Source organism: Paraburkholderia sp. SIMBA_053, from assembly GCF_046534895.1.
Lineage (GTDB): Bacteria > Pseudomonadota > Gammaproteobacteria > Burkholderiales > Burkholderiaceae > Paraburkholderia > Paraburkholderia caledonica.
In genome coordinates, this window is sequence record NZ_JAWRXU010000005.1 from 71,733 (window position 1) to 94,224 (window position 22,492).

14 protein-coding genes and 1 pseudogene are annotated in these 22,492 nt (G+C 58.3%); 8 read left to right on the forward strand and 7 right to left on the reverse strand.

Annotated elements, in window-relative coordinates; all coding sequences use genetic code 11:
- Positions 1–452: 452 nt before the first annotated feature.
- Positions 453–1,115 (reverse strand): NERD domain-containing protein, encoded by a 663-nt coding sequence (locus tag SB753_RS18085; protein WP_408484177.1) that lies wholly within the window; start codon positions 1,113–1,115, stop codon positions 453–455.
- Positions 1,116–1,679: 564 nt separating this feature from the next.
- Entirely contained in the window at positions 1,680–2,648 is a 969-nt protein-coding gene (locus SB753_RS18090; RefSeq protein ID WP_408484179.1) for a hypothetical protein, read from the reverse strand.
- Between the two features lie 2,241 nt (positions 2,649–4,889).
- Between SB753_RS18090 and SB753_RS18095 the strand changes: the two genes are divergently transcribed.
- Positions 4,890–5,360, forward strand: coding sequence for a hypothetical protein (locus tag SB753_RS18095; protein WP_410801364.1), 471 nt, complete (start codon positions 4,890–4,892; stop codon positions 5,358–5,360).
- Between the two features lie 1,694 nt (positions 5,361–7,054).
- Here the strand turns inward: SB753_RS18095 and SB753_RS18100 are convergent.
- From SB753_RS18100 to SB753_RS18120, 5 genes and pseudogenes are all read right to left on the reverse strand, one after another.
- Positions 7,055–7,225, reverse strand: coding sequence for an IS1096 element passenger TnpR family protein (locus tag SB753_RS18100; RefSeq protein WP_410801366.1), 171 nt, complete (start codon positions 7,223–7,225; stop codon positions 7,055–7,057).
- A 142-nt stretch (positions 7,226–7,367) separates the two neighbouring features.
- Positions 7,368–8,446 (reverse strand): annotated as a pseudogene (locus SB753_RS18105) (IS5 family transposase).
- Between the two features lie 467 nt (positions 8,447–8,913).
- Positions 8,914–10,788, reverse strand: a complete 1,875-nt coding sequence (locus SB753_RS18110) for a polysaccharide biosynthesis protein (RefSeq protein WP_410801147.1) — start codon at positions 10,786–10,788, stop codon at positions 8,914–8,916.
- 11 nt (positions 10,789–10,799) lie between these two features.
- Positions 10,800–11,822, reverse strand: a complete 1,023-nt coding sequence (locus tag SB753_RS18115) for an MraY family glycosyltransferase (RefSeq protein WP_410801149.1) — start codon at positions 11,820–11,822, stop codon at positions 10,800–10,802.
- Between the two features lie 100 nt (positions 11,823–11,922).
- Positions 11,923–12,882 carry an NAD-dependent epimerase/dehydratase family protein gene (locus SB753_RS18120; RefSeq protein WP_408484187.1) on the reverse strand — a complete coding sequence of 320 codons (960 nt, stop codon included), beginning with the start codon at positions 12,880–12,882 and terminating at the stop codon, positions 11,923–11,925.
- Between the two features lie 464 nt (positions 12,883–13,346).
- Here SB753_RS18120 and SB753_RS18125 point away from each other — a divergent pair, with 464 nt between their 5' ends.
- From SB753_RS18125 to SB753_RS18155, 7 genes are all read left to right on the forward strand, one after another.
- The gene (locus tag SB753_RS18125) at positions 13,347–14,339 is read left to right on the forward strand and encodes a glycosyltransferase family 4 protein (RefSeq protein ID WP_410801151.1); all 993 of its coding nucleotides are present in this window, start codon (positions 13,347–13,349) and stop codon (positions 14,337–14,339) included.
- Positions 14,340–14,353: 14 nt separating this feature from the next.
- Positions 14,354–16,303, forward strand: a complete 1,950-nt coding sequence (locus tag SB753_RS18130) for a glycoside hydrolase family 99-like domain-containing protein (RefSeq protein WP_410801153.1) — start codon at positions 14,354–14,356, stop codon at positions 16,301–16,303.
- A 24-nt stretch (positions 16,304–16,327) separates the two neighbouring features.
- Entirely contained in the window at positions 16,328–17,260 is a 933-nt protein-coding gene (locus tag SB753_RS18135) for a phytanoyl-CoA dioxygenase family protein (RefSeq protein WP_408484194.1), read from the forward strand.
- Between the two features lie 58 nt (positions 17,261–17,318).
- Positions 17,319–19,649 (forward strand): glycosyltransferase family 4 protein, encoded by a 2,331-nt coding sequence (locus SB753_RS18140; protein ID WP_410801155.1) that lies wholly within the window; start codon positions 17,319–17,321, stop codon positions 19,647–19,649.
- Positions 19,646–20,713 (forward strand): glycosyltransferase, encoded by a 1,068-nt coding sequence (locus SB753_RS18145; protein ID WP_408484198.1) that lies wholly within the window; start codon positions 19,646–19,648, stop codon positions 20,711–20,713. Before SB753_RS18140 ends, SB753_RS18145 begins: the two co-directional genes overlap by 4 nt.
- Positions 20,710–21,501: an SDR family NAD(P)-dependent oxidoreductase gene (locus tag SB753_RS18150; RefSeq protein ID WP_408484200.1), complete on the forward strand. Its 792-nt coding sequence runs from the start codon at positions 20,710–20,712 to the stop codon at positions 21,499–21,501. The genes SB753_RS18145 and SB753_RS18150 overlap by 4 nt, the downstream gene beginning before the upstream one ends.
- Positions 21,502–21,588: 87 nt before the next feature.
- On the forward strand, positions 21,589–22,428 hold the full coding sequence (locus tag SB753_RS18155) for a hypothetical protein (protein WP_408484202.1): 840 nt from the start codon (positions 21,589–21,591) through the stop codon (positions 22,426–22,428).
- Positions 22,429–22,492 lie beyond the last annotated feature (64 nt).

The window sequence follows — 22,492 nt, forward strand, 5'->3', positions numbered from 1 at the left end:
CCCTCAGTAAACGTTAGCACAATGATCGCCGCGAGCGCGGCCTCGTTCAGAATAGCGCCCGCGTCCAACTGCTGATTGAATGCCAGTACCCAACGAAACCCACCAGCGAAGCGACAGTGAGCGCGTGACAGAAGCGACCGAACTGCTGCTTCTGATCCTTACTCCACGCCTTTGCGATCGGGATGATTGACAGCTTCGCTCGACATTCGTGACCGGGACGATGACCGAAAAAGTACCGTCCACGCGATGATCGAGCGGCGCGTCCAGGCCATCGATCAGAGCAACTACTGAGGTCGGTCGCAATCGGTGGAGGCCAACGCGCCGCTTGCGATAGAAACGGCCATCGATGCTGGCTCTGGGTTTTCTGTTCGCGCCTGAGATCACGGCGGCGCATCGGAGGGCTGCGTAGCACGCTCTTCTTCCGACGGCTCAGCAACCACCATTTGCCTGTGTCAACTCTCGCCCCAATCCACACATCGCAGTTCCAAATGGGCGGCGAGTCTCACGGCATCGAGATGCTGAAGATGGCTCGCGCGGAAACGGTTCAATCGCGTGCGCATGAAATGGTGAAGTTCAGATGGATACAGGATCGCTTCGGGCAGCGCAGGATCGAGCACGCACTGCGAGGAGGCGAAAATTGCAATGGACTCAACCGGACATCCATATTCGGCGAGTAACGCACGCAGGTGTCGCAAAGCGGGCTTTGCCCTGCGTAGTGGAGACGTCTGGACAGAAACGACACCGACCTTGTCATGGACGAGCAGTTCATCGTCGTTTAATGAGCGCTTTACAGTGCCCGTCCAATCGTATCGGCCAATGACAAATGTTCCGAACCCAGTCACGGCAAGACAATCCACCCACGTCATCGGATTACGCGTTCCGGGCGCGTGCTCAAGCATCACGCCGCGGCGTACGACGAATGCGCGGTCAGACATTGTCCGCAGTAGCGCTGCAACGCTTTTTGACAAGGAAAGGGACAAACGGCGTCGATGCGCCATCCAGCCATCGCGATCGTCGGCCAGTCGCCTGAAGTCCGGCGCGAGTTCATGGGAGCACGCGCCAACACCGTATGCATCTATATTCCCAACAGAAAACAACGTCTTGCCCTGTTTCATTTGTTCTCCTTTCGTGGACTGAAGAGGGTTATCGGACGGCGATTCACTCACGACTTCGACGGCTGGCGAATACAACCGTCAATTCACCAGCAAATTGGCGTGATGCTGCGTCGCAGAGCAAAAGGATTGCCGATAACTCCAGCTTGTCATCGGCAATCAGAAGTCAAGGCAACGCTCCCGGACAAGGAGCAACCGGAGAGCGTCGTTCATGAACCCTATTGCCTGCCATCCAGTCAGCGGCCGTTAGCGCTTACCACTTGACAGAGAAGGGAGTTAAACTTTTAGCATATCGAAATAACAGGGCGTGAGGCCTGCGAAGAAGACGGGATCGGGCAGGAGCGAACTGGACAGTTGTCTGAAAACAGCACTTTGCCGGACACGTCACGCCGTCGACAAAGCTGGAGACGAAACGCTGTCGGGCATCGCACACTGCCGGCAAGCGCGGCAGCACGGTTGAACCGGGGCCGGCCCAAGTCCCAATTCACTATGTATTGTGGCTTTCAGCTGCTGTGATGCACTGATACGCAAGGTAAAGCTTGCAATGGAAGTTGCCTTTGTTAGCGATCAGCGAGTGGATCCTTGCAGGAGCACCGCTTTGAAGCTTGGATCATTGGAGATGAGCCGTTCCGCCTCGATGTACTCTGGACTAACAGAAACTCTCTTCATCACGCTGCGGATTGCACGCTCCAGGTCGCGTCGGTACGCGAAGAGAGCGCCGGCGTCGCTGCACTCAATAATGAGTCGCCGCGTCCCCCTACCCTTCCTGATGCGAATGCGAGAAAGGTCCGATGGGTGAACGTTCTGCCCGTTTAACTCCCGAAGAACAGTTTCGGCCGTCGCCTCCCTTACTCCAGGTCTTAGACTTCTCACACACTGAAATAGCACTTGCCGGCCCAACTCCTGGTCTAGCGCGAGAAGTTTTCGTCCAACAGTGAAAGTCAGTCCGGCCTCACTGATATGAACTGGCAAGCTACCCCAAAGCGCCATGATATGCACCGCATCGCGTATGTTCTTTCGCGAAATGTCAAGCGCACGGGCGCAGCCGCTGTAACTGGTCCATTCTCCTCTGGTTACACCGACGTGATATCTGTCGGAGATGGTTCTCGGTGAGTCCAGCGTCTTTTTCAGAACCTTGTTCTCAGGGTTGCCGAAGCAGCGCAGCGCGCGCCTGGACACAGACCCTTGCCCATTTATCGTTGCGAGCACCGCTCGCGCTGAAAGCTTCCTGCCAGCCGCGACATGCTCGCCGATTCGCTGAAGCACGGTCTGAAGACCATCCCGCGCGATAACCTCGCGTATCACCCGCACGGAATACGGCGTTACCCCGGTGGGCGACTCAAACAAGCCGATTACCCCGGCAGGCAGAGCAGCCACGTTAAGCGCCAGCGAAAGTTCGGCCTGACTAACGCCGAGCGCGGCAAGTGCGCCCTTTTGCGTAGTCCATTTTCCTTTGATCAGTCCGTCTTTATAATAATGGGCAATAATGAAGCAATTGCGCTTTCTGAGTTGTCGAAGCAGTCCATCGGGGGTCATGGTTTTGTCTCACGCTTGATCCGGTGTTGCGGCAATCTGCAGGCAATGCGTTACGATACGCGACTTGCCGCTCAAATGGCGACCGAATGGGACATGAAAGATACCCTCTTTCAAAAAAAGACGACGGCTGGTCAACCGTCGGGCAGTCACGTGGCACTGGAGGCATGACATGCGTACCCGCCGGCTACTGCCGCCAGTCTGAATGCAGAAGGGCACGCGTGCGCGGATTTCATACTTGTGGCCATCAGATGTCGTTACCACGCCGATGCGTCTTTCGCGCTTTCCCGAGAGTTTGTGACAAGATGGCCGAGCGCTTCGGTTCTGCCGAGTCCACGGCAGCTTGACTCGGCCCGCGTCGGTTTGGGGCGTCTGTCTTATAAATGTACTGCCGCCCCGTGAGCCGGCTCACGATGGCGCCAGCAGCGCGCTACCACCGCATCGTTCTGTTTTAATTGATGAAACAGGCTGATTTGCGAATTCTCGATTGATTGATCAACGGCGCAAGGTTCGCAAATAAGGGGCACGCCGCGCATAGCACATAAGTGTTAGCGTCGATTCAAGACTGACCCACGAATGACAACTGCGGCGCCTAGTGCCAGGAACCTGAGGTCGAAGCTCATTCCGCTTCGCTCGACATCACTCCTTGAATGAACGTGAGCGCGCCACACTTGACCAGACGTCGTCTTAATGTCGGACGGAGCACAAGCCGGCGTCGACTGGTGCACATGCTGGCGCATCAACAAAAAATAGCAGCGGAAGTGCGTGGCACAAACGGCCAATCTGCTCGCGGCGCTCTTTCCGCCTCGTTGCGCAGCGACTCAATAGACAGCAGCGCGGCCCGTGGGAGAGGACGTCCAGGGAATCAAAGCCGGCAATGCCAATTCAGTTTCACAAGCTGCCTGTGATACGCCGGTGCCGCCGTTGCCTATCGCGCTTGCGCCCGCGATTGCTCATGTAGGCACCGTAACCCAGGATCGGCGCCAGGACAAGCAGGACGAACAAACCGAGATTCATGATGGTCAACCTCCGTTCATTGAATGCGTAGCAGCGATGCCGCCGGCGCCTAAGCGCACTAGCGCTCCACACCGCCTCTATAAAGCGATTTGCGCAGCGCGCCTGCCGAACTGAACGACCACGAGTCCGTCGCCGATGTGCTGCACCGCCTTGCTCGCGATCCTCGAGCCTGCTTCGACGACTGCGAATCTGTTGTAGAGAAAATCGCGCCGGGACGCCGGGACGGAGCATCAGCGCGGTTGCGCCGCACGCCAATTCTGGAGACGATGTTTGGAGGCGTCAACTGCCGTGTGCGCGTGCTGGCTCACGTAACGGTGTCACGCGGGGTACTCTCCATGGCTCGTTTTTTTGCGCGCAGGCTTGGTCCTGCGTAGCGGTGCCGGCTCCATCGCGTCGGCTCACCGAGTTGGCCGGGCCAGGAAAGTGTGCTTTGCAAGAGTGTCAACACGGTGCGAATCGCCATCGTTGGGGCCTACTGCCGGGTACGCTGCGTCGGCGGAGCACGATCCTTTTCTGTGTAAGACGGGGCGTGCGCGGCTCCCGATTTGCGAATTCTGTACTGTGGATCGATTAATAGGAATTTCGCGAATTAGCTCGTTTAATAAACGAAATCAATAGGATGCGGTAACGGCAGCGTCGCTGCCCCTACCGTTAGTCTGCTGACGGTACCGCGACATTTGAGTGACCGACAGTCAAAACCGAGGCATGCGCCAAACGGCTGTCGACTGGGCACGGTCGAGGAGATGGACCGGAGTGGTCAGCCCATCTTCTCAGACATTGTCTTGGGTCCTTGCCGGCGGGCTAACGACATGGGGTACCGGAAGTAGTTATCCCGCGCGCGGGTGCCGGTTTGCCGTGTACGCAGCCGAAAGACAACGAAGGAGCGTCGTCGATTTGAAACCGTTGGCCAAGTCTTCATTGAGCGGACACAACTGGAAAGCGCCCGCATTTAAACGCCCCGCTCTGCTTGAAAGCTGCGCCGATTATGTCGCCATTTGCCTGCAGGGCAGGCTGACCGATTAGATACAGTTGATTGAACACAGACGGTTGACTTCGACGCACGGCAGGCAACGGTAGTGGGTGAACGGGCCGTGAAGCACCGTGCAACTTAGCCTCCGAAATCAGCAGGATTTCCCCCTTAAAGAGGAGGGTTAATGAAAAGTATCAGCGGTTGGCGTCGACATTGGTTACGGCCACACCAAAGGTGCGCTGCGTACAGGATCCGATATTTCTACCGTGAGCTTCCCGTCGCTCGCGCCTCTTGTACCTGATCTTGAGTTACCGCGAACCAGAGAACGCGTGGCCGACGGGTTGAACGTTGTTTTAATCGAGGTGCAAGGCTCTCATTATGCAGTCGGCCCCGAAGTAGAGTCGTTGTCAGCGTGTTCAAGCCTAACGCGAACGTTATTTGACAGTTTCTGCTTGACGCCCATGTTCACCGCGCTACTCGGCGGAGCACTATATCGCGCCGCTGTAACCGACATCGAATGCATGGTGCTTGGCCTCCCGTCCCACTTCACCGCGGAATACTTCAGATATCTTCGCGATGCATTTACAGGCGCTCTCGATTTTGGCCAAGGTCCGGTCCACGTACGATCGGTAAAGTCGTTCCCCCGCTGCTCGGATCGCTCGGAACCTTCTCCAATTCCGGCGATGGCCGCTTTGACCCGGAGCACGGCCATCTCTTCATCGATGTAGGCTACTCCGAGACTAGCTGGCTGCTGTATTGTGACCATAAGATAATCGACCAATGTTCGGGCCACATCCGGGGCGGTGCATGGCAGGTCTATAGAACCATTGGATCGTTGATCGCGAACCAGGAGCGCGGCTCTGTAGACAATATGGAACGCATTGGCAGATGCCTTAGCGATAAGAGGCCACTTCTGCACTACGGCAAGGGCATCAACCTCGCTCCGTTGGTTGAAAGCTCACGAGCCGTAGTGAACGCTGCGTTGGAAATAATCCGTGATCGCACTCCATCTCCTTCGAGGTTGAGGTCGATCGTATTGACAGGAGGCGGAGCAGGCCTCTACGAGACAGCGGTGCGCGCCCCCTTTCCCCGGGTACGCATCGACGTGCTGGACGCGCCCGCACACGCAAATGCGAAGGGCTTCCTTCTGCTCGGCGAGGCCCTGCTCGCGGGAAGGAAACTTGTGCCTACGTCTGCATGAACTCGCGAGGCGCCGTGGCTCTGGGACTAACGGCTGCACCGGGTTACTTCAAGGCGCAAGAAAGAGGAGTTGGATCATTCGCACGACTGTTTCGCGAGCGGTGCAGATCGTCAAATACGATGCCCACTCATTTCGCCTCACGGGATAATATTATTCAGGATTATTTATCACGTCTCGATCGTCTTTTGCAGTAAAGACTCGTGCTGCTTGGCAGCGTCCTCCTTCTCCGCGCCAAGGTCGCCAACTACGTTGTCATCGGCACCTGTAAATTGATACACCGTCTACCGATTCTTGGGTGCCGTTGACAACCTGGTCACGACGTAGGCAGGCAGAGTCCCACCGCTTCAGCGTGATCGGCAGTGCGTAAGGGTGTCTGCAACGATCGAATCACCGCAGTTCAACAAACGCAGTTCCCGGTCAGCAAGCATCACTGGCCGCACGCCGCCGCACTTCTTCAGGTGCACGCCGCCTCGCTTGCGCTAGACTCGTAAACATCGCGAGCAACGCGGTTAGCCGTTGCCGTTGAGGTAAAACAAGCTCGAACTGCTCCCCGATCGATACGGCGCGAGCAATCCAATATGAAGATCCCAAATAATCGGGCAGCTCTCGATGTTCAGTGTTCAACAAGTAAGACGCGACGGTTTCCAAGTGAGCGATTTCTGAGTCGGCGAGCCTCGCGGGTAGTTTGCGGCAAGAAGTTGCCGACGCGTCGTTCCTCTGTAGTCCTTGATTTTTATTGGATTTGAAATAACGCTTCGTCAAAGGGTCCATGTTTCAATGCGATCGGCTGAGGTGATCCCATCTTGCCGACGTCATTGAAAAGTCAAGGCTGCACCAAGGTGCGGGTGCGGCGAGCAGTGTCCGGATCCGGGCATGCTGGAATCCTGCGAAGAGCAGCGTGGAGCCCTCGACTGCGTAAGCGGTTAGAGATGCATCGGGAAAACGTGGCGAGCCGCTCGCGGCACGTAGGGTGTGGACGCCGACAGACTACTGCGGACAACAGGGGGTTACACCCCTCGCAGAACCGTAGGCGCTAGTTATACCCCACTGGGTCTTAGATATATCGCAGAACAAGGCTTAAAGCTTGCCTACTTTTTACCGCAGCTGTTCACGCCATGCGCAGCAGCGTCGACTTAGCCCGTCGGTCAAACTGGGCAGCAAAATCTTCGCCGTGCCAAGTAGTTTGATAAAGCTTCGCTTCGTCAGACTCTGGCTGCACGCTCAGAGCGCGCAACATCTCTTGATATCCGTAATGCCGCCGACGTCCTCGGGTGGACACGCCTGTTCTCCGGCACCGATCCACGCTTCGCTGTAGGGCTCGTGGTCCGTTTGCATGCACTCGTTCAGATGAAAGCCATAATGCCAGTCATCGCCTAGCAGGCTGTTGAACAGCGCTCCGTCATGAGGACCAACGCTATGTTCAGGAGACTTGCGCGTGCGATTTCCCGCTGAATTACCGGTTCACCGCGCAATCTGCACGGGGCATGCGCACGCATGCAGCCCTTGTGGCGTGCAGTCTTCGCGCTGTAGCGGCTCATCGCGCCGCTCCTTGCGGCACCACACCTGGCATTCGGGCTCTGCGGGTCAGATTGCTCGCAACCATCGACAGCTTGAAGTGCTGGTCGACGCGCTTGATACCGCGATAGGCCGTCTGCCGGATCCGTCCGATGGTCTTGCCCAGCCCACGTGCTCTTCAATTCGTTTGCGGATGATCTGGCTGATCCGGCAGCCCGCATGCCGCGAAGTGCGGCCGTCGATTGCGCTGCCGCCCCTACGCTCATCGTTACTCGCGACATGCGGTGTCACGTTTCGACTTCGGCAATCGTTCACGAAGTCGCGGGTGTCACGTGCCTTGTCGGCACCGACTGTCTTTGCATGAGCGCCTGGCACGCAGTCGAGCAATTGCAGTGCGCTGGCACGCTCGGCGAAACCATCCGCGTGACTCACCACGGCGCCGACCACCAGCCCCGAGCGGTTCTCCATCAGCATGTGCCCGTGGTAGCACAGGATGGCCGGGTTCTTGTGGCTCTTCTTGCACAATCGCGCCTCCGGGTCAGTCGTCAACTCGTGCGTGGCATTGCTACGTCGCTCGCCTTTCCAGTCAGTGTCGGCGTTGCGGCCACCGCTGGCTGGTGGACCATCGTCCGGGCCGTCCTTGGGGCGAAAGCTCTTGTGACGTTACCGAGAAATGCTCTCTCGACAACAGGCCCCGTTTGTCCGCCAGGTTCATGACTTCGGTGAAGAACGCTTCCACGACTTCATGCTCGAGCAACCGGTCGCGGTTCTTCGAGAACACCGAGTGATCCCACACAGCGTCCTCAATCGCCAGTCCGACGCACCAGCGGAACAGCAGGTTGTACTGCATCGGCTCCATCAGCATGCGCTCGCTGCGCACCGAGTAGACCACCTGCAACAGCAGCGCCCGCACCAGCTTCTGAGGCGCAATCGAGGCGCGGTCGTCATCCACGTAGATGGCGCTGAACAGCCCGTTAAGCCGTTTCACACATGATTCACCAGCAACCGGATCGGTCGCAACGGGTGGTCTGCCGGGACGAAGTCCTCCAGCTTGACCGTCGTGAACAACGGTTCCTGCATCTCATCCATTCCGGGCATCGCTTCCGCCGACAAAGATCATGAACACGATATCCATAACGCCCGTGCTTCAAACCCCATTTACTCGGGATCCAAATTCAACAGCCTGCTATGCCATATTGATAGACGAACCGATGTCCCGGATACACAATCCAGCGTTACCGCGCCGTGCGATCATCCTGCATTTCGAGGGTCTTTAGAGGACAGGTGGAGCGTGTCGTCGTTATCGACAGCCCCGTATCCGGGAGTATGCAAGCCTTGTCAGCGGCGGCGGCGGCGTCAACGTCGTCGGCTTCCGTGCCGGCGATCTCGTTGCCCTGCCGTCCCGAAGATAATGCCAGAAACCATTTGCTTCACATTTCAAAATATTTGATAGGCGGGTGGCCGCTGTGCAACCACCGTCGATGTCTCACCCCGAGGAGCCGCTCTCCGATCGATTTAGCGGTCAGAGATCCTCTTTGCACACCGCTGCTCGATGCTCATAAGGCTCAGCTAGCCACGGCAGGCACGCTGCGCAGTGCACTCGAGGTGGCCGGCTGATATTCGGCAACCCAACGGCGCAGGTCGCGGCGAACCTCGTCGTCGGTGGGAATGCGGTGCTGCATTAACCATGGCAAAAGGTTGTCGATGAGGCTGTCCGGCGCTTCACGCGCCTTTGCAATGCGCAGTTTTGGATGCGGGGTCCGCGTCGTAGTTTCGTCATCGGCGAGCAGTTCCTCATAGAGCTTTTCGCCAGGACGCAGGCCCGTAAACACGACGCGTATCTGCTCTTCGGTAAAGCCGTAAAGACGGATCAGATCATGCGCGAGATCGGCGATCCGCACCGGCTTGCCCATGTCCAGAATGAAGATCTCGCCGCCGTGCCCCATGCTCGACGCCTGCAGCACAAGTTGCGACGCTTCGGGAATGGTCATGAAAAAACGCGTGATTTCCGGGTGCGTGACCGTGACGGGGCCACCGCGCGCAATCTGCTCCTGAAACTTCGGGATCACGCTGCCCGCGCTGCCGAGCACGTTGCCGAAGCGCACGGTCTCGAACTGCGTGCGCCGCGTGCCCTGTTGCTGCAGCGACGAGCACACCATCTCCGCAAGTCGCTTGCTCGCGCCCATTACGTTGGTCGGATTGACGGCCTTGTCCGTGGAAATCAGCACGAAGTGCGCTACGTCATGACGGATCGCCGCGCGCGCCACGCGGTACGTGCCGAGCACGTTGTTGCGTACGGCCTGCCAGGCGTTCACCTCTTCCATCAACGGCACGTGCTTGTACGCTGCGGCATGGAAGACGATATGCGGACTGTAGCGCTCCATCACCTGGTCGAGCAGCAGCGAATCCTTCACATCGCCGATGATCGGCACCACCGACACTTCCGGGTACCTGTCGGTCAACTCTTCGTTGAGCCGGTAGATGGAGAACTCCGAAACGTCGAACGCCACTAACTGAACCGGGCCGAAGCGCAGAATCTGCCGGCACAATTCCGAGCCGATCGAGCCGCCCGCGCCTGTGACCATGACCACGCGGTTCTTCAGCAGCGCTTCGACGTGATCTGTGTCGATCATCACCGGATCGCGGCCCAGCAGGTCTTCCAGATCGATTTGACGCACGCGGGAGAGGAACGCCTGGCCTTGCGTGAGCGGCGTAAGCGCCGGCAGCGTCATGGCGCGAACGCCCGCCCGCACGCACAGCGTTGCGATGCGCCGGTGCACTTCCACCGAGGCCGACGGCACGGCGATGATCACATGCTCGACTTTCAGATCGGCCGTGATTTTCTGCAGATCGGTGATTGCACCGAGCACGCGATAGCCATAAATCTCGCGGCCCTGCTTGACCGGATCGTCGTCGAGCAACCCTGCCAGCCGCCACTCGCCTGAGCGCTTCAATTCGCGCACGAGGTTCGCGCCCGCGTTGCCCGCGCCCAGCACGAGCACCGGCTTGCCTTGGCCGACGAGGCCGCCGTAACGATAGAACTCCTTGGCTGCCCGATAGAGCGCCCGAGAGCCGCCCATGGTGAGGAAGAGTAGCATGGGCGAGACGATCAGCACGGAGCGCGGCACGATGGGCGACGGCTGCAACAGCGCGGAGGCGATCATGACGACGAGTGCGCCGACGCCGATGGCTTTTGCGATCCGCACGAGGTCGGGCAGGCTCGCAAACACCCACATGCCGCGATACAGCCCGTAGCTGCGGAACATCACGGCGTAAATCAGCAGCACCCATATCAGGGCATGCAAGCCGCTCGACCAGAACGGACCCGGCACCGGGCCATTGAAGCGGATCACATACGCCAGCATCCACGCCAAGGCCACCGCGCACAGGTCGAACGCAAACGCACTGAACGAAAGCCAACGGGCTTTGAATCTCTTCATTGCGCAGAACCTCAGGATTGCCCGGAACGGGACACATGGCGCCGCCACCGCCGATCAATACACAGTCCGGCGACGACGAGGACGACGGCCCACGCGACGACAACCAGCCATTGATTCGGGACAGCAAAATTCAGCGCCCATAAAGCAAGCATTATGCCCGCGGCCATGAACAAATACCAAACTCGCGCCGTCGATGCGTGCCCCAATCCCGACTGCACCAGTCTTTGATAATAGTGTTCGCGGTGCGCTTGCCAAAACTTTTCGCCGCGCAGCAGGCGTTTGGCGAGCGTGACCGATGCATCGCCGATAAACGGCGAGAAGGTCACTGCGGGGAACCACACGGGCCACACGCCGTCGCGCCAGCCCCAGTAGCCGAGAGCGCCGGCAAGAAAGCCGAGCGGGATCGAGCCGGCGTCGCCTAGAAAGATGTGCGCTGGGTGGAAATTGAAAAGCAGAAAGCCGGCCGCAGCGCCGGCGATCACGATGGACGCGCTTGCGAGCGCCGCATCCGGATGGCTCGAAATCGACGCGGCGATTGCATAGCCGCCGAAGCCGAAAAGCGCCATCCCGCCCGCCAGACCGTCCGAGCCGTCCATGAAATTATACAAATTGACCAGCCAGACGAGTAAAACCGCCATGACGGTGAGCACCCACCACGGCACGTCGGCCGGATAGACGATGATGAGCGCCGCCACAGCCGCCGCATGGCCGCCGAAACGCACGCGGGCCGGCAGACCGCGGCGGTCGTCGATCTGCGACAGCGCGGCAAGCAGCGCAGCGACCAGCGCTGGTAGCCATAGCGCCGGTGCGGCGAGCCAGATCAGTACGACGGCGACGGGCACGATCCCCCAGCCGCCGACTCGCGGCGTCGGGCGCGTATGCAGGGAGCGGTCGTTGGGAATATCGGTGGCGAGGCGCCAGGCGAGGCCCGTTCTGAGCAGCGCCCATAGAATAGCCGCGCACGCACAGAAAGCGGCGGCGCCCCACAGGAGCAGATGCGGCACAAAATGAGCCGCGAGCGAATCGGTTGGCATCGAAAATAAGTTGACGGCAGGTTTAAGACAGACTGGATGTGAAAACTCAGGGACGGTTCGGACGTAATAGATTGCTAAACCAAGCATGGATGACGGTTTGTCAATGCGTGGCCCGATACCAGGCGGCCGTCTTCAGCAGACCATGTTCTACTGTATAGGGTGGATACCAGCCGAGCAGTTCGCATATATGGGAGCTGTCAAGGCAAAGTTCGCCGACCAGCCGGTCGATCACAGCCGAGCGCCCCGTTAGCCGGCCCGCGAGCTTTAGCAGTCCCACCGGTGCCGGCACTAGCCGAGCGGGCGCATGCAGTTGCATTGCGAGAGCCCGCGCGAGTTCGGAGACGCTGACATCGCGGCCGTCGGTGACGTGGAAGGTCTGCCATGCCGCTCGCGGATCCGTGGTGCAGTGCACGAGCGCATCCGCAAGGTTATCGACGAAGACGAGACTGCGGCGAGCAGTGATCGCGCCAATCGGCAGCGGCACGCCGCGCGCGATCGCGTCCATCAGTTGCAGAAAGTTGGCTCGAACGCCCGGCCCGTAGACAAGCGGCGGCCGAAGTATCACGATCTCCAAGCCGGACTCACGGCCGTACTCCATCAACGCGCGCTCGGCTTCGAGCTTGGAAATGCCATAAGGGTCGCTGGGCTGCGGCTCGTCGGTTTCGGCGATTGGCCTTCCACTGCTACCCTCCGCCACCGCCTTGATGCTGCTCACGAACACGAGTCGGCGGGCGCCGGCACGCCGTGCAGCAGCGGCGACCCGCAGTGCAGCCGTGACATTGGTAGAGCGATAGGCAGCGAGCGTATCAGCCGTGTTGTCTTGCATCACGTGCACGCGGGCGGCGAGATGGACGACGCTGTCGCACCGCATTGACTTAGGCCATGTACCTTCGAGTCCCTGAAAGTCGTCCTCACTGACGACCCACTCGCGAATGCCTACGGGTAGGCCGGACGGGCGCCGTACCATCCCGGTGACTACGTCGCCGCGTTCGCGCAGCGCGATCGATACCACTTTACCTATAAATCCATTGGCGCCGGTGACGAGGACATTCTGAGACATTTAGTGATTGGGGACGGGGACGAAACTGCCGCGCAGGCCGTCGGCGGACATGCCTGACAAGCCGACAAGCCGGGCAGCATCTAAGTTACGGTAAAATTCACCCTTGGGATCGAGTTCGGCTCTGGCGACATTGTACGGCCGCTGGAACTCAACTTCGGAAATCAGCTGGTTTCCGCTGTATCATTCCGGGTTACCCGTTCTTCGAGCATTCGGGAAGCTTTGTATCCGCTGCGCCGCTGTCATTCGGCGAAAGTTTGCGCGTCGTTTTACTACAGGCACGCCCGAAAACACGAGAACACGTCAGGGCGCCGCAGACTCGTTGCCCGGTAGTCGCTACAGCGGTGCACTGCCCGAGATACGAGCAAATACAGTGTTCTGCGACCACCGCGGCACGTGAACATTAAGCGATTCCGGCTACTGACCGGGATCCTCAATCCTACAAGGCCACAGAAAGAACATTCGATATGAAAGTGTTGTTTGCCACGTATCCGATGGCCTTCCATACCCCAGGCGGTGGCGAGATCCAGTTGCTCGCTTACGCGAAACACCTACCGCAGCATGGGGTAGAAGTGAGCCTATTCGACCCATGGAAGCCGCATTTCCTCGACCACGACGTCGTTCATTTTTTCTCGTGCGTCGGCGGCTCGTCCCACTTCTGTGCGTTCATCAAGAGCTTGGGATTGCCACTTGTCGTGTCGTCCAGCTTATGGATCACTGAAGAAACGCGGCATCTCTATCCGGTCGACGAGATCCGCGCCCAACTTGGCCTTGCCGACCGCGTCGTCACTAACTCCGAGATCGAATGCGACTCGCTCGCGCGCGTTTTGAACTTGCCCCGTGAGAAATTCGTGACCGTTTACAACGGGGTGGACGATGTCTTTTTTGATCGGCTAGATCCTGAACTCTTCCGGCAACACATCGGCACGAATACGCCCTTCGTGCTGAACGTCGGGAATATAGAACCGCGCAAGAACCAGTTACGTCTGGCTCAGGCAATGAAGTCGCATCCGGACCAAAAATTGCTACTTGTGGGCCATGTCCGGGATGAAAATTACTTCCAAGAAGTGATGCGGGAGGCTGGTTCGCAGGCCACCTATATCGGCCCATTGCCCCACGACTCCGAGTTGTTGCGCTCAGCCTACCAGGCATGTTCGCTCTTCTGTCTGCCGAGCACGCTCGAAACGCCCGGCCTTGCAGCGCTCGAAGCAGCCGCGCAGGGCGTACCGCTGTTGGTTACCTCCGAAGGATCGACCCGGGAATATTTCGGTGACTGCGCGGGTTATGTGGATCCGAACGACAGCAACGATATCGCCCAGCACATCGCGCAGGCGTTGCTGAACACCAGCGCTGGGAGCGATCGCGAACGCCAGCGTGCCGCCAGTGCAGTTGGCAGGGAGTACTCGTGGGCCACCACGACTGTGCGCTTGCCCCAAATCTACAATACGGTAGTGAAGTGACGAAGGGAAACGGAATGAACTTTTACGAAGACAAAATTGATCTGGTCGATCAATACATGCAGGACCGCTTCGATCAGGCGCAGGGCGTTAAAGGCTGGAATGTGCGGTACGTTCCGAAGGCTCTTGACTTCGTCGAACCCGACGCGTTGAATATCAAGGCTATCGCTTTTTATCTTCCACAGTTTCATCCGATTCATGAAAACGATCTGTGGTGGGGCAAAGGCTTCACCGAGTGGACCAACGTCACGAAAGCAGTACCGCAATTCGTCGGACATCACCAGCCGCATCTGCCGGGCGAACTGGGCTTCTATGATCTGCGCATTCCCGAAGTCATGCAGCAGCAGGCGGAACTCGCGAAGCACTACGGCATCAGCGGGTTCTGCTTCCATCATTACTGGTTCGGCGGTAAACGTCTGCTTGAAAAGCCGCTGCAGAACCTGCTCGAGCATAAGGAAATCGACATTAAGTTCTGCGTCTCGTGGGCCAATGAAAACTGGTCGCGTCGCTGGGATGGTCTCGAAGACGACATCCTAATCTCGCAGAATCACAGCCCCGAAGACGACATCAACTTCTTCGACTCGCTTGTCGAGGCTTTCCGCGACGAACGCTACATTAGGGTAGACGGCAAGCCGGTTCTGATTGTCTACCGTGTCACGTTGCTGCCCGACGCGCGCGCCACGGCCGAGCGCTGGCGGGCGCGTGCGCTAGAAGTCGGACTGCCGGGTGTCTATTTGGTCGCGGCGAAATCGTTCAACATCACCGATCCCACCGTATTCGGTTTCGATGCCGCCGTCGAATTTCCCCCGCATCAGTCGCATGCGAAGGAAATCACCGAGCAGCACGTGATCATGAACAAGACGTACAAGGGCAAGATTTACGATTACGAAGAAGTGGCGGACCGTCTCGGCAAGATCACGTCCGACGATCACCTCACCTTCAAGACCGTGATGCCCTCTTGGGACAACGAAGCGCGCAAGCCGGGTGCCGGATTCTCGTTTGTTAAGTCCACCCCACAGAACTATGCGAAGTGGCTTAACGACGCGTGTCAGACAACGATGAGGCACGAAGAGGGTAAGCGCCTTCTTTTCATCAACGCGTGGAACGAATGGGCCGAAGGCGCGCACCTAGAGCCGGACCGTTACCACGGCTACGCCTACCTGCATGCCACGGCGAACGTGCTGCGCCGCTACCGCAAAAAGACTGCGGCGGATAACTTTTACAACGAACACAACGCCGGGTTCGTCAAGAAGAGCAACACTGCTGTCGTTCTGCACCTTTACTACGAAGATCTCGCCGACAGCATGATTTCGTACGCCAAAAATATCGGTCAACCTGATGTCTTTGTGACGTTCAAGCAAGGCGTGGATCGCGCATACCTGCAAAAATTCATCGACAGCGGCCTAAATACCTATTTGCTGCCGGTTGAGAACATCGGTCGCGATATACGCCCGTTCCTAGTGGCATACGGAGCTGTGGTGAGCCGCGGTTACGAATACTGCTGCAAACTTCACACGAAACGTTCGCTGCATCGCGTGGACGGCGACACCTGGCGCTCGTCGTTGCTGGGTTGCCTCGCCGGCTCGGAGCACTGCGGCAAGAAGGTGATTGATTATTTTTGCAAGAACGAGCGTGTCGGCCTGCTCGCACCCAAGGGTTCCCTCACAGATCTTTCTGTGCCAGAAATTCATGCGGGCAACATCAGTTGGCTTGACGCGATTCTCGGCAAGATTGGCGAGGACTCGCTGATCGGCAATTACAACATCCACTTTCCGTCTGGCTCGATGTTCTGGTTCAGGGTCGATGCCTTGCACGATCTGCTCGACCTCAAACTGGAACGTGAAAGCTTCGAACTGGAAACCGGCCAGCTGGACGGAACGCTAGCTCATGCGATCGAGCGTCTGTTTGGTGTCTTCGCGAGCAAAAAGGGCTATCAAATCGAAGAGATCGACGTTGCAAACCTGTAATGCAAGCGGAACGTGGAGATGCGCATGATTTCCAATAGGAACTTCATCGATTCGGAATTCGGCCGGGACAATGGCGTCCGTGAAAAGGCGTTTTCCCCAGCTCTTCTACACGTCCTCGACATCGTCAACCAAGGTTATACGATTGTGCGCGGCACCAGCGCCGTGCCAGCCAGATGCGACGCCGCACTTGCGGCGCTGACCCGCTTCAAGCAGGGCAACACCGATGTGTGCGCGAGACACATGAACTCGCACGGCTATCTGCCGCCCCTCGCCAACCTGCATTGCGGGCTTCCCGAACTGATAGGCCTTTTCTCGACGCACGCGCTCGTCACTGAAATAGCGGACCACTTCCTCGGCGAAGCGGTAGTGTTCTCGTCGTCGTATAAGGAACAGAGCGCGGCACGCAGCGTCGCAAGCGACGCGCCGGTGTTTTGTACCCAGCCGGAGCACTTGCATATGAGTATCTGGTTCGTACTCGAAGACATCGACGATCAGAATGGCCCGCTCACGCTCGTGCCGAAAGCGCATGCGCTCCCCGAGCTTGATCGCCCGGCCATTCTAAGCACCGTTTATAGGCGCGGAGAGACGATCAACCCGGATTCGCCGGCACTTTTCGACGCATATCAAACTGCTCTGCGCCAACAATATGCGCACGCGGGATTGGCCGAAGAGCCCATTTTCGCTAGAAAAGGCGACGTCGTATTGTGGCACCCCGACATGCCGCATGGCGAGGCACCTGCATCGGACCCGTTGCGCACGCGCCGTTCACTCGTCATGCGCGTCACGCCGCCGGACATGCAGATCGGATCGCAGGATGTTTTTTATGGCGCACGCGAACTGCCGACAGAGCGAGCCGATTGGCGCTACAAAACGGCAGGATCACGGCGTTACATCGATCATCTGGCGACAGAGTTTGGGCAACAGGCGAACTACCTCAACTCTGATCTTTCGTTTTAATCAGACAGGACGATCCGCGCCGCGGCCTTGATTGCTCCTATAACGCGATAACTATCCGATGCATCGAACCGACTGGCTTGAAGGCTTTGGCCACCCGTCCGCGAGTGTTGATTTCGCGCTCCCCAACGGCATCTATTTCCTGCTGGAATTTCTGCCTGAACTTCAGCAATACAGCGGTCGGTCCCTGCAGGACCGGCTCGCCATCTATTTTTGGTGGGAAGCGATCGGCGCACGCTGCTATCCGGACTTCAAGTGGGCACTGCGTCAGCAGGATCGCGCGAGCCTCAACGCAATCAGCGATGAGGCCTTGTGCACATCATTTACGAAGGCCATCGGCTTCTGGCTTCGCTACACCGACTCGAGCAGCCTAGAACGCCCGAGCCTGATGCGATTGTTGCTGAAACCTCCAGCGGAAGATAACAACCAGCAGATCAAACTGCCCTACTTTCTGCATGTTCTTCGAAACGATCGCGACGATCTGCGCCGCGACTTTGATCTCGATATGCCCAGTAGCCGCCTTGCCTACCTGCGTTGGTGGGAAACGCATGGTGCAGTCGAATACGCGCGCATGCCGTGGTCAGCGAAGGATATCGTCGAAGAGTTGTCCACGCTAGAAAAGAATAGCGGCACCATGCTGGCGCAGCCTCGCATGCTCGACGTGATCTGGCGACACAGAAGCGGCCTGCGGCAAAACTACGCTGTCCACACGCTCGGAGGGCAACTGGCCTATCTGGGGTGGTGGCAACTTCACTCCACTGAATACCCGACGCTCGACTGGTCGCCGCGCGACGTGTTCGACGAACTGCGGCAACTCGAAATTGAGGAAGGCACCGCACCGCTCGCGCTGCCGCGCTTGTTGAATCTCGTGTGGAAGGAGCGTCCAGATCTGCACGCCCATTTGAGCCGCAGCACCCTTAAAGGGCAGTTCGCGTTCGTCAACTGGTGGCAGGAAGAAGGCCAGGCGAACTACCCAGAGATACAGTGGTCGACCGACGAACTCTTGAACGAGCTTATCACCTCGAGGCCGACCGATTACATCGACGGAATCTGGTTGCCGTATTTCGTGCAGCTCGTCTGGAACGAGCGCGACGACTTAATTAACACATTCAACCGCAGCGAGTTCGAAGGCATATGCGGCATAGTCCACTGGTGGAACCAAGCCGGACGGCACGAATACTCGCTGCTGCGCAATTTGCTCATCGAACCCGAAGTCGACTCGGACGGCGTGGTCAGGCGTTTTGTTGTTCAGTCGAACCTGGCGGCTCGGTCCCATCCATTTGGCGTGAACATCATAGGCTTTCCGCAAGGCATTCTGGGTCTCGCGGAAGACGCGCGTATGATGGGACATGCGTTGGAACTTGCTTCCGTGCCCCGCGCATTCGTCAATGCGCCGATAGCCGGGCCCGCCAAGGTGGACACCTCCGTCACGCGACTGTTGACTCTGGAGCCGAAATATCGTGTCAGTGTCTTCTGTCTGCCGCCGCCGGAAATGATGCGCCTCTCGCTTGAGGGCGGGCGCAATCTGATCGATAGCGCCACCTACAAGGTCGGCGCGTGGCCATGGGAACTTCCGCAGTGGCCCACCGCATTTGCGCGCGTTCATCAGTTCGTGGACGAGATCTGGGCGCAGAGCCGTTTCGTGCAGACGGCGTTCCGCAAACTTGGTGACACACCAGTGCATCACATGCCAATGGCCGTCGACATCCCCGCTCCCACGCAGCGGGTGCGCGGGCGCTTTGGCTTGCCGGAAGACGACTTTCTGTTTTATCTGATGTTCGACGGCAACTCTTGGCTGACACGCAAAAATCCGCTCGCTGGCGTGCAGGCTTTCCAGAAGGCTTTCGACGCGTCGATTAGCGGCGTCGGGCTCGTGATCAAAGGCATGAACATCCGCGAAGATGACGCGATCTGGAAGCGCATTCGGGACATGGCGTCGCGCGATTGGCGAATTCGCATCGTGTCCGAGAAGCTCACGAGGCAGGACTTGATCAACTTCATGGCATCGCTCGACAGTTACGTTTCTTTGCATCGAAGCGAAGGTTTCGGCCGCGTCATCGCCGAAGCCATGTTGCTGGCGCAACCCGTCGTCGTCACCAACTTCTCGGGCAACGTAGATTACTGCGACACGGAGACCGCGTTTCTCGTTGACGGCGAGCTCGTTCCGCTGAAAGCCGGCGACTATTTGTTCCACGAAGGCCAATATTGGTGCGATCCGGACGTGGCGCAGGCGGCGCAACAAATCCGCCGCGTGTTCGAGGACGCCGCCGCGCGCAACCGAATTGCCGCAGCCGGACAGCAGCGTCTGCAGCAGGACTATTCGATCGCCGCCGTGTCGCGCCGCTACGCGGAGCGCATCGAGAGTATTGACGCGGAGATACGAAACCGATGAAACTCCTTGTTTACGCGCCCGATATTTTTAGTGCTGACGCGGTAGGTAACCATTGCTTTGGTATTGCCCGATCGGCGGCGCGCAGCGGTTTGCCGGTCCAACTGTTCAGCCAGCGCTTCGACGAATCGGCGCGCACCGTCAGTCACGTCGAACAGTTATTCAATAGCATTACGGCAGATGATCTGCTGCTCGTCAGCTATTCGATCTACGACGAGTATCTTGACCGCTTGCTCGCGCTTCCGTGCCGCAAAGTGTGCTATTTCCACGGCATTACCGATCCGGAACTGCTGCGGGAATTCGACCCGCGCACCGCCGAATTGTGCGGCGCCGGGATTGCTCAGATGTCGAAGCTGAAAGCGTTCGATATGCTGATCGCCAATTCTGGCCTGACGGCCGCGGAGCTGAAAACGCACACTGGTGCTTCCCGCATCGCCGTTGTGCCGCCCGTGTTCGCGGACATGCCGGCCTTCAGCTATAGGTCGGCGCCGCGCGACATTGAGCGCCGCTCGCGCAACCTGTTGGTGGTGGGCCGCGTCGTTCCTCACAAAAAGCTTGAGGATGCCTTATCCGTCGTGGCCGCCGCGAGAGCGCGAGGCGCTGAGATCACGTTGACCGTGGTCGGCACGATGCCGAATTATGAATACTCAAAGTATCTGTTCAATCTCGGCAGGGAACTGGGCGTACTCGATTATGTGAGCTTCGCCGGCATGCTGGACGACGGCGATCTCTTCTTTTGCTTCGACAAAGCCGATGCACTCCTCTCGATGAGCCTCCACGAAGGATTCGGCGTACCAGCACTCGAAGCCATGCAGTTCGGCTTGCCGGTATTCGCGCGCAGCGGAACCGCCATCGACGAATTGGCCGCAGGCGTCGGTGAGTTTCATAATGACGAGCCGCTGGACACCGTTGCGCGCACCATCGCGGACCGGCTGTTCGATAATGCGTGGCGGCAGCGTAAGGCCATGGTGGGCAAAGCCCGCGCGCTCGAAACGCTCGAGCAGGCCAGTGATCGGGTTTGGCTCAATCTATTCAACGAGGTAACGAGGACCGCCAACTCCATATGACACGCACTTCACTGGTTACAGGCGCGACCGGAGACCTAGGCTTCGCAATCGCACAACGTCTGCGGCAGGACGGCCACAGGTTAGTGCTGCATGCCCGCGACACCGCAAAGGCGCGCGCCAGCGTCGAGCGGCTGAGTCGTCAGCCGGGCGGCGACATCGTGGTGGTCGTGGCTGATATCGACACCACTGCGGGTCGCGCACAGTTGGCGGAAGGAGTGTCGAAGGCCGGGGTTCAGGTTGACGTGCTGGTTAATTGCGCGGGGGGCGGCGGCGCTCACGAATCTTGGTGGGACACGAGCGACGAGAAATGGGAGGCGTGCTTCCGCCTGAACGTCATGGGCACCGTAGGTATTTGCAAAGCTTTCGTTCCTGCAATGAAAATCCGTGGCTGGGGCCGAGTGATCAATATTGCAAGCGTGGCGGGTTCGAAGCCACTCGCGATTGGGCCGGAATATGCTGCCGCGAAGGCCGCCGTTCGGAGCCTGACGGTGAGTCTCGCGCTCGAATGCGCGGACTCGGGCGTGACCGTCAATTCCGTGTCACCCGGTTTGTGCATGACCAAGAAGGTCGAAGGCTTTCTCGAACCCCATGTCAAGGCATCCACCCTGCCCGCCCAGAGCCTCGACCAATTTGCAGTGCGGAACATTTTTCCGACTTTGGTCGGACAACTAACGCGCCCTGAAGACATTGGGGCAGTGGTGTCGCTGCTCGCCTCCGAGCACGGTGCCAGAATCACTGCTCAGGATCTGGTCGTTGACGGTGGTTATCTGTCGGTAACTCCAAAGTGAATTGCGTGGGTGGCAACGAACGAACATTATCCGGATGTCGCCTGATGCGGGCGCCGCAAATCGCCTCTTTTAACATAGAGATTTAGTATGATAGTTGGCGCAACACGTGTTATCGCTTTGTTTCTGGTCTATGGACGCACCTTCGCGGACGAAGGGATTGCGCACATCCGCAAGATCGTGGACAGAATGCTGCCCGACAGCCGATTGCAGATCATAATCGTCGACAACAAGATCAACCCGCCCCACGAAAAATTGGATCAGCCAATCTGGGAGATTTCCGGCGACAACACGCTGGGGGAATTCACGGGCTGGGACCACGCTTACAGGTTTGCCAAACACAAACTGAATCTGGACGATAACGATCTCATCTTGTTCGCTAACGACACGTTCTTCCGGCGCAATTACCGCGACGGTGGCGTCGGATATATGGACTTCTTCAACCGGGAGCTTGTGGACGGTCATGATCTGACGCGCGAATGCATCGGTTATCTCGACGATTTCCCGCGCGATGTCGAGCTGCTGGGTATCCGTTATACAAGCTGGATCAGAAGCAACGTATTTTTTATTCCGTTCAATGTCTGCGAGAAGCTGGGGAAATTGACTTTCCCATTGCGGGAGGAAGAGATCTTCGCGCCCGACTATCGAACGTTTTGGGGTTCCACCAACAAGATTTCGGAAAATTGGAAGGCTTACATCAGCAGCTGGCTATTTGGAAAATCTGATCCGAGGTTTCCCGAGTATCAGCTTCACTGGCATAGCGCCAAGCACCCCGACGCACGTAATTTCGCGTTCTTCAAGGGCAAGGCGCGAGCGATTCTCTCCGAACACTATCTCACCGCGCGACTGCATGCAATGAAGTGTCCAATCATCGATGCGAATCTGTATCCGCGCCTACCCGACAGGCACACGGCACCATACTACGGCTGAGGGGCGGTCACCCGGACACGGTTCCTGTATAGTGCGTCACAGCCATGGAACATGACGGCATGGC

What these genes read in the sequence shown, in the direction of transcription:
- SB753_RS18085 (WP_408484177.1), bottom strand. Translation starts at nt 1,115, where the DNA reads ATGAAACAGGGCAAGACGTTGTTTTCTGTTGGGAATATAGATGCATAC.
- SB753_RS18090 (WP_408484179.1), bottom strand. Translation starts at nt 2,648, where the DNA reads ATGACCCCCGATGGACTGCTTCGACAACTCAGAAAGCGCAATTGCTTC.
- SB753_RS18110 (WP_410801147.1), bottom strand. Translation starts at nt 10,788, where the DNA reads ATGAAGAGATTCAAAGCCCGTTGGCTTTCGTTCAGTGCGTTTGCGTTC.
- SB753_RS18115 (WP_410801149.1), bottom strand. Translation starts at nt 11,822, where the DNA reads ATGCCAACCGATTCGCTCGCGGCTCATTTTGTGCCGCATCTGCTCCTG.
- SB753_RS18120 (WP_408484187.1), bottom strand. Translation starts at nt 12,882, where the DNA reads ATGTCTCAGAATGTCCTCGTCACCGGCGCCAATGGATTTATAGGTAAA.
- SB753_RS18125 (WP_410801151.1), top strand. Translation starts at nt 13,347, where the DNA reads ATGAAAGTGTTGTTTGCCACGTATCCGATGGCCTTCCATACCCCAGGC.
- SB753_RS18130 (WP_410801153.1), top strand. Translation starts at nt 14,354, where the DNA reads ATGAACTTTTACGAAGACAAAATTGATCTGGTCGATCAATACATGCAG.
- SB753_RS18135 (WP_408484194.1), top strand. Translation starts at nt 16,328, where the DNA reads ATGATTTCCAATAGGAACTTCATCGATTCGGAATTCGGCCGGGACAAT.
- SB753_RS18140 (WP_410801155.1), top strand. Translation starts at nt 17,319, where the DNA reads ATGCATCGAACCGACTGGCTTGAAGGCTTTGGCCACCCGTCCGCGAGT.
- SB753_RS18145 (WP_408484198.1), top strand. Translation starts at nt 19,646, where the DNA reads ATGAAACTCCTTGTTTACGCGCCCGATATTTTTAGTGCTGACGCGGTA.
- SB753_RS18150 (WP_408484200.1), top strand. Translation starts at nt 20,710, where the DNA reads ATGACACGCACTTCACTGGTTACAGGCGCGACCGGAGACCTAGGCTTC.
- SB753_RS18155 (WP_408484202.1), top strand. Translation starts at nt 21,589, where the DNA reads ATGATAGTTGGCGCAACACGTGTTATCGCTTTGTTTCTGGTCTATGGA.